The organism is Peribacillus sp. GL_122 (assembly GCF_057835005.1).
Genome location: NZ_CM174415.1, coordinates 1,905,579 through 1,918,945 on the forward strand (window position 1 = coordinate 1,905,579; position 13,367 = coordinate 1,918,945).

At 35.8% G+C, this 13,367-nt stretch carries 14 protein-coding genes and 1 pseudogene; 11 read left to right on the forward strand and 4 right to left on the reverse strand.

The genetic code is table 11. From position 1 onward, the window contains the following. Nucleotides 1–310: 310 nt before the first annotated feature. Entirely contained in the window at nt 311–1,558 is a 1,248-nt protein-coding gene (locus tag AC3ISB_RS09280) for a helix-turn-helix domain-containing protein (RefSeq protein WP_480340580.1), read from the forward strand. Nucleotides 1,559–2,101: 543 nt separating this feature from the next. Here AC3ISB_RS09280 and AC3ISB_RS09285 read toward each other — a convergent pair. Next, nucleotides 2,102–2,632 (reverse strand): GNAT family N-acetyltransferase, encoded by a 531-nt coding sequence (locus AC3ISB_RS09285; protein WP_430099959.1) that lies wholly within the window; start codon nt 2,630–2,632, stop codon nt 2,102–2,104. Between the two features lie 395 nt (nt 2,633–3,027). Between AC3ISB_RS09285 and AC3ISB_RS09290 the strand changes: the two genes are divergently transcribed. Next, a complete protein-coding gene (locus AC3ISB_RS09290) occupies nt 3,028–3,582 on the forward strand; it encodes a GNAT family N-acetyltransferase (protein ID WP_430099958.1) in 555 nt (184 codons plus the stop codon). 272 nt (nt 3,583–3,854) lie between these two features. Here the strand turns inward: AC3ISB_RS09290 and AC3ISB_RS09295 are convergent. Next, nucleotides 3,855–3,968, reverse strand: a pseudogene (locus AC3ISB_RS09295) (YjcZ family sporulation protein); the annotation flags it as partial. A 996-nt stretch (nt 3,969–4,964) separates the two neighbouring features. Between AC3ISB_RS09295 and AC3ISB_RS09300 the strand changes: the two are divergent. From AC3ISB_RS09300 to AC3ISB_RS09320, 5 genes are all read left to right on the forward strand, one after another. Then, nucleotides 4,965–5,564: a hypothetical protein gene (locus AC3ISB_RS09300; RefSeq protein WP_430099957.1), complete on the forward strand. Its 600-nt coding sequence runs from the start codon at nt 4,965–4,967 to the stop codon at nt 5,562–5,564. A gap of 321 nt (nt 5,565–5,885) precedes the next feature. Then, nucleotides 5,886–6,236 (forward strand): hypothetical protein, encoded by a 351-nt coding sequence (locus AC3ISB_RS09305; protein WP_480340670.1) that lies wholly within the window; start codon nt 5,886–5,888, stop codon nt 6,234–6,236. Between the two features lie 377 nt (nt 6,237–6,613). After that, complete coding sequence (locus AC3ISB_RS09310) at nt 6,614–6,979, forward strand: DUF4180 domain-containing protein (protein ID WP_133347283.1); 366 nt, start codon at nt 6,614–6,616, stop codon at nt 6,977–6,979. Nucleotides 6,980–7,240: 261 nt separating this feature from the next. Next, entirely contained in the window at nt 7,241–7,453 is a 213-nt protein-coding gene (locus AC3ISB_RS09315) for a DUF2199 domain-containing protein (RefSeq protein ID WP_430099954.1), read from the forward strand. Nucleotides 7,454–7,512: 59 nt separating this feature from the next. Next, nucleotides 7,513–7,983, forward strand: a complete 471-nt coding sequence (locus tag AC3ISB_RS09320) for a UPF0158 family protein (protein WP_430099953.1) — start codon at nt 7,513–7,515, stop codon at nt 7,981–7,983. A 276-nt stretch (nt 7,984–8,259) separates the two neighbouring features. On the opposite strand, the gene AC3ISB_RS09325 is transcribed toward AC3ISB_RS09320, so the two are convergent. Next, nucleotides 8,260–8,604 carry a hypothetical protein gene (locus AC3ISB_RS09325; protein ID WP_430099952.1) on the reverse strand — a complete coding sequence of 115 codons (345 nt, stop codon included), beginning with the start codon at nt 8,602–8,604 and terminating at the stop codon, nt 8,260–8,262. A gap of 522 nt (nt 8,605–9,126) precedes the next feature. Between AC3ISB_RS09325 and AC3ISB_RS09330 the strand changes: the two genes are divergently transcribed. Both AC3ISB_RS09330 and AC3ISB_RS09335 read left to right on the forward strand, forming a co-directional pair. Then, entirely contained in the window at nt 9,127–10,368 is a 1,242-nt protein-coding gene (locus tag AC3ISB_RS09330; protein WP_489276157.1) for a serine hydrolase domain-containing protein, read from the forward strand. 310 nt (nt 10,369–10,678) lie between these two features. Continuing rightward, complete coding sequence (locus AC3ISB_RS09335) at nt 10,679–10,939, forward strand: N-acetylmuramoyl-L-alanine amidase family protein (RefSeq protein ID WP_397429102.1); 261 nt, start codon at nt 10,679–10,681, stop codon at nt 10,937–10,939. A gap of 222 nt (nt 10,940–11,161) precedes the next feature. Here AC3ISB_RS09335 and AC3ISB_RS09340 read toward each other — a convergent pair whose 3' ends face one another. Continuing rightward, entirely contained in the window at nt 11,162–11,656 is a 495-nt protein-coding gene (locus AC3ISB_RS09340; RefSeq protein WP_489276159.1) for a DinB family protein, read from the reverse strand. Nucleotides 11,657–12,371: 715 nt separating this feature from the next. On the opposite strand from AC3ISB_RS09340, the gene AC3ISB_RS09345 reads away from it, so the two are divergent. Together AC3ISB_RS09345 and AC3ISB_RS09350 are read left to right on the forward strand one after the other, a co-directional pair. Next, entirely contained in the window at nt 12,372–12,656 is a 285-nt protein-coding gene (locus AC3ISB_RS09345) for a GyrI-like domain-containing protein (protein WP_489276889.1), read from the forward strand. A gap of 336 nt (nt 12,657–12,992) precedes the next feature. Then, nucleotides 12,993–13,208, forward strand: a complete 216-nt coding sequence (locus AC3ISB_RS09350) for a hypothetical protein (RefSeq protein WP_141995150.1) — start codon at nt 12,993–12,995, stop codon at nt 13,206–13,208. Nucleotides 13,209–13,367 lie beyond the last annotated feature (159 nt).

Consider the following 13,367-nt stretch of genomic DNA (forward strand, 5'->3'; position numbering starts at 1 on the left):
AACACGATGAAAGCTTAGCTTCATCGTGTTTTAACTTTTAAAGAAAGTATAAAATATTTCTAAAAGTATTTTTAAAGAAAGAGAGTATTCCAATAAGGTTGCGTTATTTGGATTTTCTTCAGAATAAAATATTGAGGTAGATTGGGAATTCATAAAAACGGGAAATAAGAGTGAATATTGAAAAAGCTAATAAATAGAGTGAAGCTATTAAAGTAGCCTTGCGCTTTTCTTAATTTTACTAGAATATATAGAATATATATTCATTTTTTTCTATATATAGTAGATAAAATTACAATCTAGAGGTGAAGCTATGATTGAGGGGAAACTTATCAAGTTTTATCGTGAAAAAGCAGGGTTGACTCAGGGGCAGCTTTGTGGAGGAATTTGTTCGGTTACACATCTTAGTAAGATAGAACGAGGGATAACAGATTACTCAGGGGAAATTACTCACTTATTATCCCAAAGATTGAATATCTGTCTTGATGATGAATTTGTGCGGTATCATAATCTTCAACAGAAACTAAAGTTATGGCACGACACGTTCGTTATGCAACAAAGCAAAGAATCAGAAATTTTAAAAGATGAAATCGAAAAAGAAACACTGATTCAATTGCCAGATTTTCAAGTTTTCTATCAATTACTCTCTGCAAGGTATTATTTATCTAATTATCAATTAGAAACAGCATTATTAATTATTCAAAACCTGCAAAAAAAAGAATCATCTTTTCCTCCGCAAGACCGCAATATGTTAAAGCATGTTCTAGGTATGTATTATTTTCACAACGGACAGTATCGAGATTGTATTCAAATTTTAACATCTATTGATCAAAGTCAATATAATCAATTTGAATATTATTACCATTTGTCACTAGCCTATCACCTTATTCATTCTAATATAATATCGTATTATTATGCAGAGAAAGTTCTTGACTATTTTCAAAAAACGTTAAATGTCATCCGAATAATTGATACAGAGACGATCATGTTATTACAATTAAATGCAAAGGAGCTTCATGATTATGAAGAGACGAAAGAAAGGTACGAACAATTAATACGTACCTGTGATACCATTAATGAAATAGACCGTAAATCAAAGCTCCTTAATAATCTTGCATTTGAACTTTACAGAAGAAAAAAATACAAAGAAGCATCCGAACTATACAAAGAAGCCATGGAACTAATTGATGAAAAGGTTCCTCATTATTTAACTGCATTAGATGGTTATATTAATACTTGTTATAAAGGAAAACTACTTTCATTCGAGATTTTATTGGAATTAGCACATAAAGGCCTAAGAATAGCAAAATCGACAAAATCGTATAACTGGATTTTTTTTGAATTACACCTTTATCAGCTTAATCATGAAGAAGACGATTACTATCATTTTATTGAGACTACAGCCCTTCCTTTTTTTAAAAATATGGGCTTCACCATGTTTATTGAACACTACGAAAAAAAACTCTTCCACTTCTATAACCGAATTGGTGCCGTTCAAAAAGCATTGGACCTTGCCAACTCTTACATACAAGGCAGAAAGAGCTACTATGATCATGAATAAGTCTTAATAAAAAAAGATACTCTATGCAGATGTTAATGCTCCATAGAGTGGATTGAAGCTGAAAGTCAGCGTGAAAAAATAGTCAATCAAAGAAAAATTAAAATTGGAAAAGCAATTAAAAGTTTACTTGAAAAATAACGAATAGAAAATATGTAAAGCTGATAAGTCCATCAACTTAAAGTATGATGAACTATCAACAATTCGGCTACCTTACCTAGTGATATTTAGTCAAACAACTGAATTCCATTTATTACATAGATACTTTGTATTAATAATTAAAAGATAAATAGTGATAGTCAATAAAAGGGCGCGTTTCTTTAATAAGAATCGCTTTTCTTAATGAACTAACGGGTGCGTTAGCTGAAGAACGGAGCTGCCTTTAAGGCAGCTTTTTACTATGGAACTAAAGGGGCAGGATAGTTCAATAAGAAAAGATAATTTTATTATTAAACAGTAGTATATTTCTTATGTTGAATAAAAACGATCAATAAAGTGCCGAAAAAGCCTATATTCGTATAGAATATAGGCTTTTCACAATATATGTTAATCAGTTTTTAATTTTGAATACATATTTAAATCAATAAATGTGTCTTTTGATTTTTCGGACTTTCTTAGTGTGCCTTCAAATTGAAAATTTAACTTTTCTAGAAGCTTTATTGAATTTCTATTTTCAGGTTCGACTTTCGCTTCAATCCTATTAAAATTTAAAGTATTATATGCATAATCCAATAGTTTAAGAATGGCTTCCGAAGCAAATCCGTTACCCCAATATTCTTTACTAATTTCATAACCGATTTCTGCTTTTGAATTTTCAAAGTCTAAGGTATTGTAACCACAAGAACCAATAATTTGATTTGATTCTAAATGAAAAATTGAATAGCGAATAGCTTTGTTTTCTTGATATAACTTATCAAGCATTTCAATCATTTGTATTGCTTGACTTTCATCAGTTAAACTATTGATATTCATAAACTTTGTAACTTCAGGATCAGACCAGATCTTAAATAGGCTAGAGGAGTCTGATACTTTCATTTTTTTTAATATTAATCTTTCTGTTCGTAGTTCTGTAATCAATATTTTTGCCTCCATTTTATTTTAATTTGGGGTTTAGATATTGATATCTGTGCATAGTTCAGTCCCTTCACACTTTAAGATAGTATTATTGTATACAATAATAAAAAAATTACAAATCGGTTTAAAGTTAGAGATTTGATTTTTTCGTATCGAAGTACGTAGATAATGTGCAATAGAATGTAACTTTTCTTATCGCACTAACGGTTGCTTTAGTTCAATAAGGGAGGTTGCTGAAGCAACCTTTTTGTTATGCAACTAAAGGGGCAGTTTAGTTGCATAAAGAATACGTTGCAAAAAGGGATTATTACTGTTAAGGCGAATTGATAACAATTGGATTTATTTTGAAAGGGAGAGATTTTAAGAGATAAGAGACATAAATAGAAAGGTTGTTTTATTTGAACAAATTTGACTGGATTTCAGAAACGGAAAGATTAGTAATAAGACCATTAAAAGAAGATGATTTTAAAAATTGGCTTAGCGAATTTAAAAATAGACTTCCATCTCAACACAGGTATGATCAAGGGAAGATTGATATGAGTGAATGTACAGAGGAATGGTTTACCAATTTAGTGGGAAAACATCAAGAATTAGCAATGAATGATATAGCATATGTTTTTGGTGTCTTTAGGAAAGAAGACGGTACACATCTTGGAACAATAGATTTCTCCACCTTAGAGAGAAATGACTTTCAATGGGGTAGGGTAGGTTACACTATTCATAATCAATATTGGAGAAAAGGTTATGGTAAAGAGGCAGTAAAAGAAGCCCTTAATATCGCCTTTAAAGACTTGAATTTCCACCGAATTGAGGCTCATATAAACGTTGATAACACACCTTCTTATAATTTAGCAGAGAATGTAGGAATGGAGTTTGAATGCATAAGAAAAGGATTTATTTTTGAATTTGGTGAATGGACTGATAATCTGGTTTATTACATAAATTCAAAATAGAAAATTCTTAATCAACTAACGGGTGCGTTAGTTCTATAAGATATGAGATCCTTGAAGATTCTAAGCGTTCGGGGCTTTATTTTTCATAGAATGTATTATCATAGTTTTTCGCGTTTTGTCGTCTGGACCATAATTAGAGTCCTCAAAATAGCTATCATTCCCCAGAAATAGGAATCAAATTTGAAGAAGCCGACCAATAAAGGTCGGCTTTTTTCATACTATTTTTAACAACAGGCGCCATATCCGTAACCGCCGCCGTAACCGCCGCCGCAGCCACCAACAAAGCTAGCTCCAACAATGATTAAGAGTATAAACAAGACGACTATAAAGGCGAAACCTCCACCAAATCCAAAACCGTCGTCACACCTTGATTCACAACCTGACATAAGACATCTCCTTAATTGTTTTTAAGGAGGAAATTAATTAAATGGGTTATATACCTTATGCTTTAATTAGGAAAATGACACAATAGTCTCCATCTCTGTTCATAGGATAAAAAAAAATTTCCGAAATGGCCGGATGTTTTGAATCATAATCTACGCAAGTTGGTACAACCTTCATAAAATATAATAAAACAGTCATGAAGGAGAGACATTTTGATGATACACAAGTCTATCTTGAAAAAACTTCTCAAACTCATTTTAATAAGTTCAATACATTCATCCAATTCAAATGAATCCGGTGCACAAAGCAACAAGAAAGAGAAAAAGAAAAAGAAAAAGGGATGCTGTTAATATCGCCACTCTAATGTAGAGGTCTTAAATATTTTTTTAAGGTCTTTTTTTAGGATCTTTTCTCATAGAGAATACTTTTTTATCAATATATAAGCCGTATAAGGTCCAGGACGTTAACAAACTCCCCCCTAAGTTCCCCCCCTAATTCTAGCACCTTCGTATGACCCATCCTAGGGCCTGTACAACTGCACTACGCGTAACAGCATACGGCATACAGCAAGACTACTTATCATAGGGGGTATGGACAAGGGTTAGGATATGATATGGCCACATACTCCAATCAGTGCACCTATCATCACAAAGATATTGACCATCACATACCATTGTACTCAATCCACGTACAGTGCAGGAGACGACTTACTATCAAAGAGTAAGTCGAACTTCTAAATTCTTTAAAAACAACGATTTGAATGTACGATTTTGTCTCTTTTTTAAATATAAAGAGAAAAAATGAAAAAAATCAATGAAATCAAGGGTTTGAATGTATGATAATTTACATTATCATACGTTCAAATTCAAGCGAATAAGTACCCTTAATTAACTAACGGGGCAGGTTAGTTGAAGAACATTATTTCTAATAAATTCAATATTTGTTAATATAAAGGGGTCTAATTATTTGAGTTTAAATTAAAAATGAGGAGGAATACAATGAAACGAATGCCATTCGAACAACCAACAGACCATTATGATGAAAAGGTTTTTTTAATAGATGAACAACTTTGTGCATTACTAAAACAACGGAAGGAAATTTCAAACAATGATCCAGGTTTTCCACCTCATAAAAATATCTCAAATTGGGCAGAAAGGTTCGGACTGTACGAGGAATTGTTAAATTCGGTATTCGGTACATTGAGAGATGATGAAGAATTTAGACCACGTGTTGAACCAAAAGAATTTAGACGGCATTTACCCATCTTAAAATCAGTTGATAAAGGTGAATATTTATATACGGTAACCTTTATTCGGCAGTACCAGAATGCAAGCGTGGTTCATCTTAATATCGATTGGGATTCGATGAAGGATTCACCAGGAGCCCGACATCAACACAATTTTTTCGAATTGTTTTTAGGAGAACAATATGATTGTCGATGGGATGCTGGAAGTGGTTCAACAGGGCAATTCGTATACAGTTTTATCGTGTCTCCGCCTTTACCTGACGATATTTCAGGACTTGATTTAGTTTTTAGAGAATATAGCGGACCTTTTGGGGACAAACCCACAGGTTTGGAAATCTCAATGCATTTGTAATAATTTCACTAGAGGGAATGATTATGTTCATTATTAGTATGGAACGCCCTTTTTTACTACTTCTAAATGAACTAACGGGTGCGTTAGCTTCATAAAAAAGGCCGGCAATTGGCTGCCTTTTTAAAGTGCGATTTTAAAACTTATCGTACTGTCATATTCAAACGAAAATCACCCTTTTACAGCTAATGGGACAGATTATTGAAGTAGGTTATTATCGATATGTGGATTAAAATATTGTATTTAAAAGTAAAATTTATAGAGGGAGATTAAATAATTAAAAACAGGTGGCACTTTCAGGGCCGTAAAAAGGGGAGTATTTTTGTGTTTAGAAAGAAAAAAGCTATTATTCTTATTATTATTATAGTTATTTTAGTTTCAATGTTTAGTTATTTTTTCTTATCTTATAGTGAATCAGCAATAAATAAAGGATTCCCGATACCATTAGGGGCCAAATTAATAAGAAAAGACGATAAAAATATGTATGAAGAATATAAATGGGGTCCAGCTTCCGAAGAAAACGGACTTCCACTTTATTATTTAACGGTTATTAAATTTTGGGGGTGGGATAAAAAATCACAAGAAGGGGCAATGACAATCTATGAAAAAGAAGGAAAAAAGCTATGTGTAATTTCTCAAACCGATTCTTTATTTGTTAGCCCATCAGAAGAATAATATTTTTTCCTAATTGTTTTCTGTTTAATCCAGGCTAGAGCCATAAGAAGTCCGCCTATAGGCGGCTTTTAGAATGTACAATTTTTGATATTAGAAGAATTATATCAATTTCTCAATGAATTTATCAGTCAAGGATACATAAATAATAGAAGTTCGTCGGTCTTCAACAAAGGGGGGGCTCCTTTAATAAGGATCGTTTCCTTAAAGAACTAACGGGTGCGTTAGCTGAAGATCGGAGCTGTCTTTAAGGCAGCTTTTTCTTATGGAACTAACGGGGCAGGATAGTTCAACAAGAAGTCTACTGTAAAATATAATGAGACGTATTAATGAAAATAAAACAAAAATCAGAGGATATTTACTGAAATGGGGGACTATTAATGAAAACAAATACAATTAAACAGAATAATATTGAAATTGCTGTTATAAGCAGTAACAAGATACTAATAAAGGATGTTCAGTCGGCATTGGATTTTATAGCGACAGTACAGTATGAAACTGGCTGTAACCGTATAATTTTGAATAAATCGGCAATATGTGAGGACTTTTTTCACTTAAGTACGAAACTTGCAGGGGAAATATTACAAAAGTTTATCAATTATCACGTGAAAATAGCTGTTGTAGGAGACTTTTCTGTATATTCAAGTAAAAGTTTGAAAGACTTTATTTATGAGAGTAATAAAGGGAAGGATATATTTTTCTTTCCAGATGAAAAGCAGGCAATTGAAAAACTAAGTTTAGTGTAATCATTACTGATAAAGATAATTTCTTTTATATACCAAAGATAGTGAAAGGTTGTACTTAAAGTAGCGGAGTGTGTTGGTCGAGCAAGAAAGGAGGAAGCCCTTTAAATAGGGTTTCCTTTAATTTTTATTCAATTAACAAGATTAAAATTTAACAGAGCCTAATATAAAAATGAAAGAAGGGAACATAAAAACAGAACGGAATAGTGAAGAGATACACTTAAACTAACGAGTGCTTTAGTTCATTAAGACTTACAAAAATGATTGTTTATTTCGGTCAATTTCTTAAGCTCTGTTCCTTGTTATTCTGAAACACTAAACTTAAAAACAATGGTTCATACTCGTCCAATAGGTCTACGTCCTTCTATAGAATTAGAACCAACAAACCACCCATTATCCTTAGAGCAAAGAGAAGGACTTGGATTTAAAAGAATAAAGCAGATAGCAGAAGATTTATGTAATGTAGAAGAAAAATAATAACTCTTATTAATGAACTAACAGGTACATTAGTAAAAAAATTAAAGGGTGATTTATAATTGAGAAATCCAGTAAAGATTCAGGCCATTATTGAAGAATTGGAAATACAGTTTGATGAGTCTCGGACATTTTTTAATGTAAAAAATGGGGAAATCATTTCAGTAACTTTGGGTGACTTGAGAGCCGCTGAAGATGAAGAAGAATTCGGTCATTTACCAGAGTGGGAACAAGAAAATAGAAAAGTTGCTAATGATGTAATTGATAACTTTGATAATTACAAGGAACTTCCAACAAAATATGAAGTAAATGAATATGAGATCATTGAAGACTTTTGCTTTACTGTTAGTGATGAAAGAAAGCAAGATATATTATTAAATTCAATTAAGGGGAAGGGTGCTTTTAGAAGGTTTAAGGACAAAATTATTGACTTTGAAGTGGAAGACCAATGGTATTCTTATCGTGACAAACGATATAAACAAATTGCGATTAAATGGTGTCTAGACAATAACATAAATTTTATTGATAATTAGCCTTTAAAAAATGTATGGAACGGGACCTATGGTTGAATAAGGTGATTGCTCTTTGTTCAACTATCTTAAGATCAGAGCTGTCTTTAAGGCAGCTTTTTCTTATGGCACTAACATGGCAGGTTAGTTCAAGAATGCTGTTTGATCTATATTCAACAATTGGCCATATTATTGAATAACTAACGAAAGTATACTTATGAAAGGGCGTTAGAATAATTATAAGTAATTCTTATATTTATGGTTTGTCATAAGAAAGAGCCTATCAAGGTAAGCTCTTTCTTATTTTCCTTTTAATAACCAAAAACCAATTAATATAAATGTGATACCGACCCCTGTTCGCCAATTGGGAATTTCTTTTAGAAATATGTATCCAATTGCTACACTAACTAGTATCTCCATTCCTTTAGAGACAATAAGTGAGAAGGTTAGGTTATCTACAATTTTTGTTAAAAACTTCACTCCGTATCCAATCATAATACTCGCAGGCAGAAACAAAGGTAAAAGTTTAATGTAGTACCATAAAGTGGATAAAAAATTTGAGTCAATGTGCTTGGTGTGATAAGCGTAAATAGCATTAATAATTAATAACCCGCCTAACATTAATAAAAGGGCAAGGAAAATCATAAATGTTGTTCTCCAATTGAATTTGTTTCTATAATTTTGCCCAAATGCAAAATCTTTATGTAAAGTAAAAATCAAGTTACTCATTTTGCATGAAATGTATTCAGAATCGCTTTTCTTAATGAACTAACGGGGCAGGATAGTTGAATAAGGAATTTATATTTACATCTAGAATATACATAATTAGGGAATGTGGAGGTGGGAGCTTAACTGGAAAAGGGCCGTATTCTCGCTCTGCTTGACTCCAATAAGGGGGGGCAAGACAACGGTTACAAAGAAGATTACTTACGGAATAATGGTGACTTTGAATTTGATAAAACCGAGAATAAACGTCCGATGAACATATGGCTCTATGCTAAGTGGTGGACATATCTAGATTCTGATCACCCAGAAAGGAGGAGAGTGACCTTTTGAATACCAATATTCAGTCTCTTTGATGCATCGAACACGCTTTCAAGCATTGATAACAAATAGAGATTTTGTAGAACAATAGGGCTGATAAAAAAGTAAAGAGAGGGAAACTAAATGAAAAAGATTACTACGGGACAAAGCAACAGCTTCTCCGAAGCAGGACTGCGTAGACTGCGTGAGGTGCTGACACGGCATGTCGAGTCCGGGAAAATCCCTGGACTCGTCGCCCTGGTCAGCCGGTACGGTGAGACGCACGTCGAAGCGATTGGGACGATGCGCCATGACGGTGGCGCGGCGATGGACCGGGACACGATCTTCCGGATTGCCTCGACGTCCAAGCCGGTCACGATGGCTGCGGCGATGGTCTTGCTCGACGAGTGCAGGCTGCGGCTGGATGACCCAGTAGAGCAGTGGCTGCCCGAACTCGCCGACCGGCGGGTGCTGAAGCGGATCGACGGCCCGCTGGACGATACCGTGCCGGCGCGGCGGCCGATCACAGTACGGGACCTGCTGACCTCCACGTTCGGGCTCGGCATGGATATGACGTCGCTGGGCACTCCGATCATGGGCGCGATATTCGAGCAGGGGCTTACTCCCGATCTACCGGAGCCGATGCCCGAGCCGGATGAGTGGATGCGCCGCCTGGGCACACTCCCGCTGATGCACCAGCCCGGAGAGCGCTGGCAGTACCACATCAGCAACGATCTACTCGGAGTGCTCGTCGCCAGGGTCACGGGCCAGTCGTTTGAGACGTTCCTGCGCGAACGCATCTTCGACCCCCTGGGCATGAAGGACACCGGTTTCCACGTGCCCGCCGACAAGATCGACCGGCTGCCGCCCCTCTACGCCCCCGACCCGCAGACCGGAGAGTTCATCGTGTGGGACGAGGCCAAGGGGGGACGCCACAGCCAGCCTCCAGCGTTCCAGGGCGGCGGAGGCGGACTTTCCTCCACCGTCGACGACTACCACGCCTACTTCCGGATGCTGCTAAATCACGGGATGCAAGGGACCGAACAGATCCTGTCCCGGCCCGCCGTCCAGCTGATGACCACCAACCGCCTCACGCCCGAGCAACAATCCGTCCGAAACGCAATGGCCAGCAACAACGTCCATGTGTCATTCGGCCAAGGGCAGCACGGCGGCTGGGGCTTCGGGATGGCGGTGCGCACCTACCGTGGTGACTACGCGTCCATCGGCCAGTTCGGCTGGGACGGTGGAACCGGCACCACGACGTACGCCGACCCGGACAAACAGCTCACTGGAATCCTGCTCACCCAGGTCGGGATGTCCACCCCGGATTCAGCGCGGCTTATCCACGACTTCTGGACCATGGTCTACCAGGCAATCGAAGACTGACACCGAGCCCGCGCCTGGTACGCCCGCCCTCAACCCGCGACACCCAACGGTCAGCCCCCTGTCGGCCGATTGGAAGCAAAAGTTGCCTTTGGTACTTTGCTTAGCAAGATTGTGAGATATTGTTCTTAACAATAGGGTGCGTTAGTTCCATAGGATGTACTTAAGAAGACCACTTTTAGGTGGTCTCTTTTAATTGTTCAAAAATCAACATTAATCTATAACAAAGCCTATTAGAAATGGAGATGTTTGAAATGGCTAACTAAAACGCAATATGATCGAATTGGTGAAAGAAGTAAAAGAGGGAGAAATTGTGACAGAAAAATATCTCACTCCTGTGTTCATCCCTTTTTCTGTGGCAGTCGGAAACGGAATAAAAGAAAAGAATTTAACATTAAGAATCGGAAAAAGGATTAGAGACATTCTAACTGAGTATGAGAAAGTCTCGGTCAAAATGAGTCGTACTGGTGACACTTTTCTATCATTATCGGCACGTACTAAAGCAGCTAATGAATGGGGAGCTGATATTTTTTTTCATCGATTATTAAAAATGCTGTTAAACAGGCATTTGTGATGTTTTAAGAGTCCTGATTATGCTACAAAGTCTGTTCCGTACACAAGTTCACCCATGGGAATGCGAACAATAAATATCTCAAACCCTTGGCAAATTTGGCTTTGTTAAGTAGTAATGTTGTTTTTTAGGTATAAAATATGGGAACGTCCGATTTGGACGTTCCCGTTCTTAATCCATTAAAGCCCCCTATTATGGAATAACTGTAAAGCTAATGAAGCTTTTTTAAAAGCTGCGTTTCCCTGGCCAGGCTCCTTGCATTTTACTTAGGAATACAATTTGCCCAATATGATATGCGTCGTGCAATGCTAAACTCTTCAGTTCAAGCACTAATGAATTATCTTCTCCTGGGATCTGTCTATACAAATCTTCATGTTCTGATTTTGCTAGTATTTTTCCAAGTTCACGATGAACATAAAAGTATTCTTGTTTTGTTTCCTTCCAATTTTCTAACTTCTCAGTTGGTAATCGAAATGTAGATTCATTATTTTCTGCCTGTGGTTCATTCGCTGTTTCACCAAGAAATCGCATCAGAAATCTCTTTTCATAGAAAAGTAAATGACAAACTAATTCCCAAATGGAATTCATTGCCCCATCAGCTGGTTTCCAAATTGCCTGTTCAAAAGTGATATCCTCTAGCACTTTTTCAAGTGGTGGAAACCAGTCTTCTTCATCTAAGCAGCTTGCCCATTGTTGTAACAAAAGTGTCTTTACATCCATTTTCTATTCCCTCCAATTTAATCCCTTTACTAGATAATCCCTTTGGTCAAAATTCATTTGCGGCGTGTTGTAGATAGCTCACTAATTAAGGTGTCATGCCAATTCCTTGTTCAATTAAACTGGCCCTTTAACGGAACAATGAACGTTCCGTTATTTGGAAAATTCTGATAATCTTAGTTTATCATAAGTTGTGTTAACTGAGAAAGAACAACTGTCTAAAACCATTTTGGTTATCGTAAAGTTATCCTTTATGGGCATAATTCATGTATTTTGAATATCCATAAACACTTTTTTTCTTTGAGTTCTTTGACACATGCATAGACATCAACTTTCCTTTGTTAAGATAACCAACAAGGGCTTGAAGGAATTGTCCAGAAGAAGGTTTATTTAGAAGGACGTTGAATTAATATCAAACATATTGAAAAAAATATATAGAAGGGAACAAAAACTAATGAAATACGAATGGAGAAAACAAGAATAGAATTTATATATTCCAAAACGAGAATCTGAACTTGTAACAATTCCAGAACAGAATTTTTTTTGATAAAGGGAAAAAGAAATCCAAATGAACACGAATTCGCTGAAAAGATAGGTGTTCTTTATTCATTGGCTTATGCGGTCAGAATGATGCCGAAGTAAGGATACACTCCAGATGGATATTTTAAATATACTGTATATCCATTAGAAGGAATTTGGGATTTAACAGAAGAGGGAAATAGTAGAGTGGGCATTTGAAAATGTAGAAAAAAAGAAACCACATCCATTTTTAAATGATGTAAAGTTCGGTACATTTCAAGATGGTTTATCTGTCCAAATGCTTCATGTAGGTCCATATGATGATGAACCTCAAAGTTTTAAATTAATGAATGAATTCATAAAAAATAATAATCTTGAAAGAACTTCATTACAACATAGAGAAATATATCTTTCAGATTTTAGAAAAGTTGAACCTGCAAAATTAAAAACCGTTTTGAGATATAAGGTTAAGCCACTTGAATAGCATAATCTCTTAACTCCTAACATGAATTCATTATTTAATGTAGCAAAGAAGTTAAGTAGTGTACTTAAAGTTACAGTTGCATCCATAGGGTGCAATAAAGGAGACCGTAAAAAATGAAGTGAACCTATAAAGTTTTCCATAATCGGGTGTGTTTGTGGTTGGGTGCTATGATAATATCCTCATAGTTAAATGAGGGTGTAAAAGAGGAACTAACAGCCCACCCTTATTTTATATATTTTACCTATTGAAAAACATTAGCATCTATTATTTGGGGTGCTTTTCTTTGCAGGGAATTAGTCCCTTTTGTCAAATTAGTTAAACAAAGGGGATGAAAAAATGAATGATGATTATGAGAAAATCGGTATTTTATTATCCAATATGACAAACGAATTAGTGTCGAGTAGAGTAAGGGTTAGAGCTATAGTAGAATTACTGGGTGAAAAAGGACTAATAACCCGCGAAGAGTACGAAGATAGGTTTAAAAAAGTTTTTGAACGAGATGCAATTTCGTATAGAAATGATCTATTGAAAAAAGTCAAAATTGATGAATAAAAGGAGAACGCATCCATTAATTTGGATGCTTTTTTTATTGGGGTGAGACCGATGAACCATGATGAGAAAAAGAAAGCGGTTAAGAAGACAGTGAAGCTAAGTCGTAGAAATCTGGAATAAAATGATTCAAATTGAACTATTTGTCACGAACTTAAACGG

Coding starts and splice junctions, on each gene's coding strand:
- AC3ISB_RS09280 (WP_480340580.1), top strand. CDS start 311: ATGATTGAGGGGAAACTTATCAAGTTTTATCGTGAAAAAGCAGGGTTG.
- AC3ISB_RS09300 (WP_430099957.1), top strand. CDS start 4,965: ATGAAACGAATGCCATTCGAACAACCAACAGACCATTATGATGAAAAG.
- AC3ISB_RS09310 (WP_133347283.1), top strand. CDS start 6,614: ATGAAAACAAATACAATTAAACAGAATAATATTGAAATTGCTGTTATA.
- AC3ISB_RS09325 (WP_430099952.1), bottom strand. CDS start 8,604: ATGATTTTCCTTGCCCTTTTATTAATGTTAGGCGGGTTATTAATTATT.
- AC3ISB_RS09330 (WP_489276157.1), top strand. CDS start 9,127: ATGAAAAAGATTACTACGGGACAAAGCAACAGCTTCTCCGAAGCAGGA.
- AC3ISB_RS09340 (WP_489276159.1), bottom strand. CDS start 11,656: ATGGATGTAAAGACACTTTTGTTACAACAATGGGCAAGCTGCTTAGAT.
- AC3ISB_RS09350 (WP_141995150.1), top strand. CDS start 12,993: ATGAATGATGATTATGAGAAAATCGGTATTTTATTATCCAATATGACA.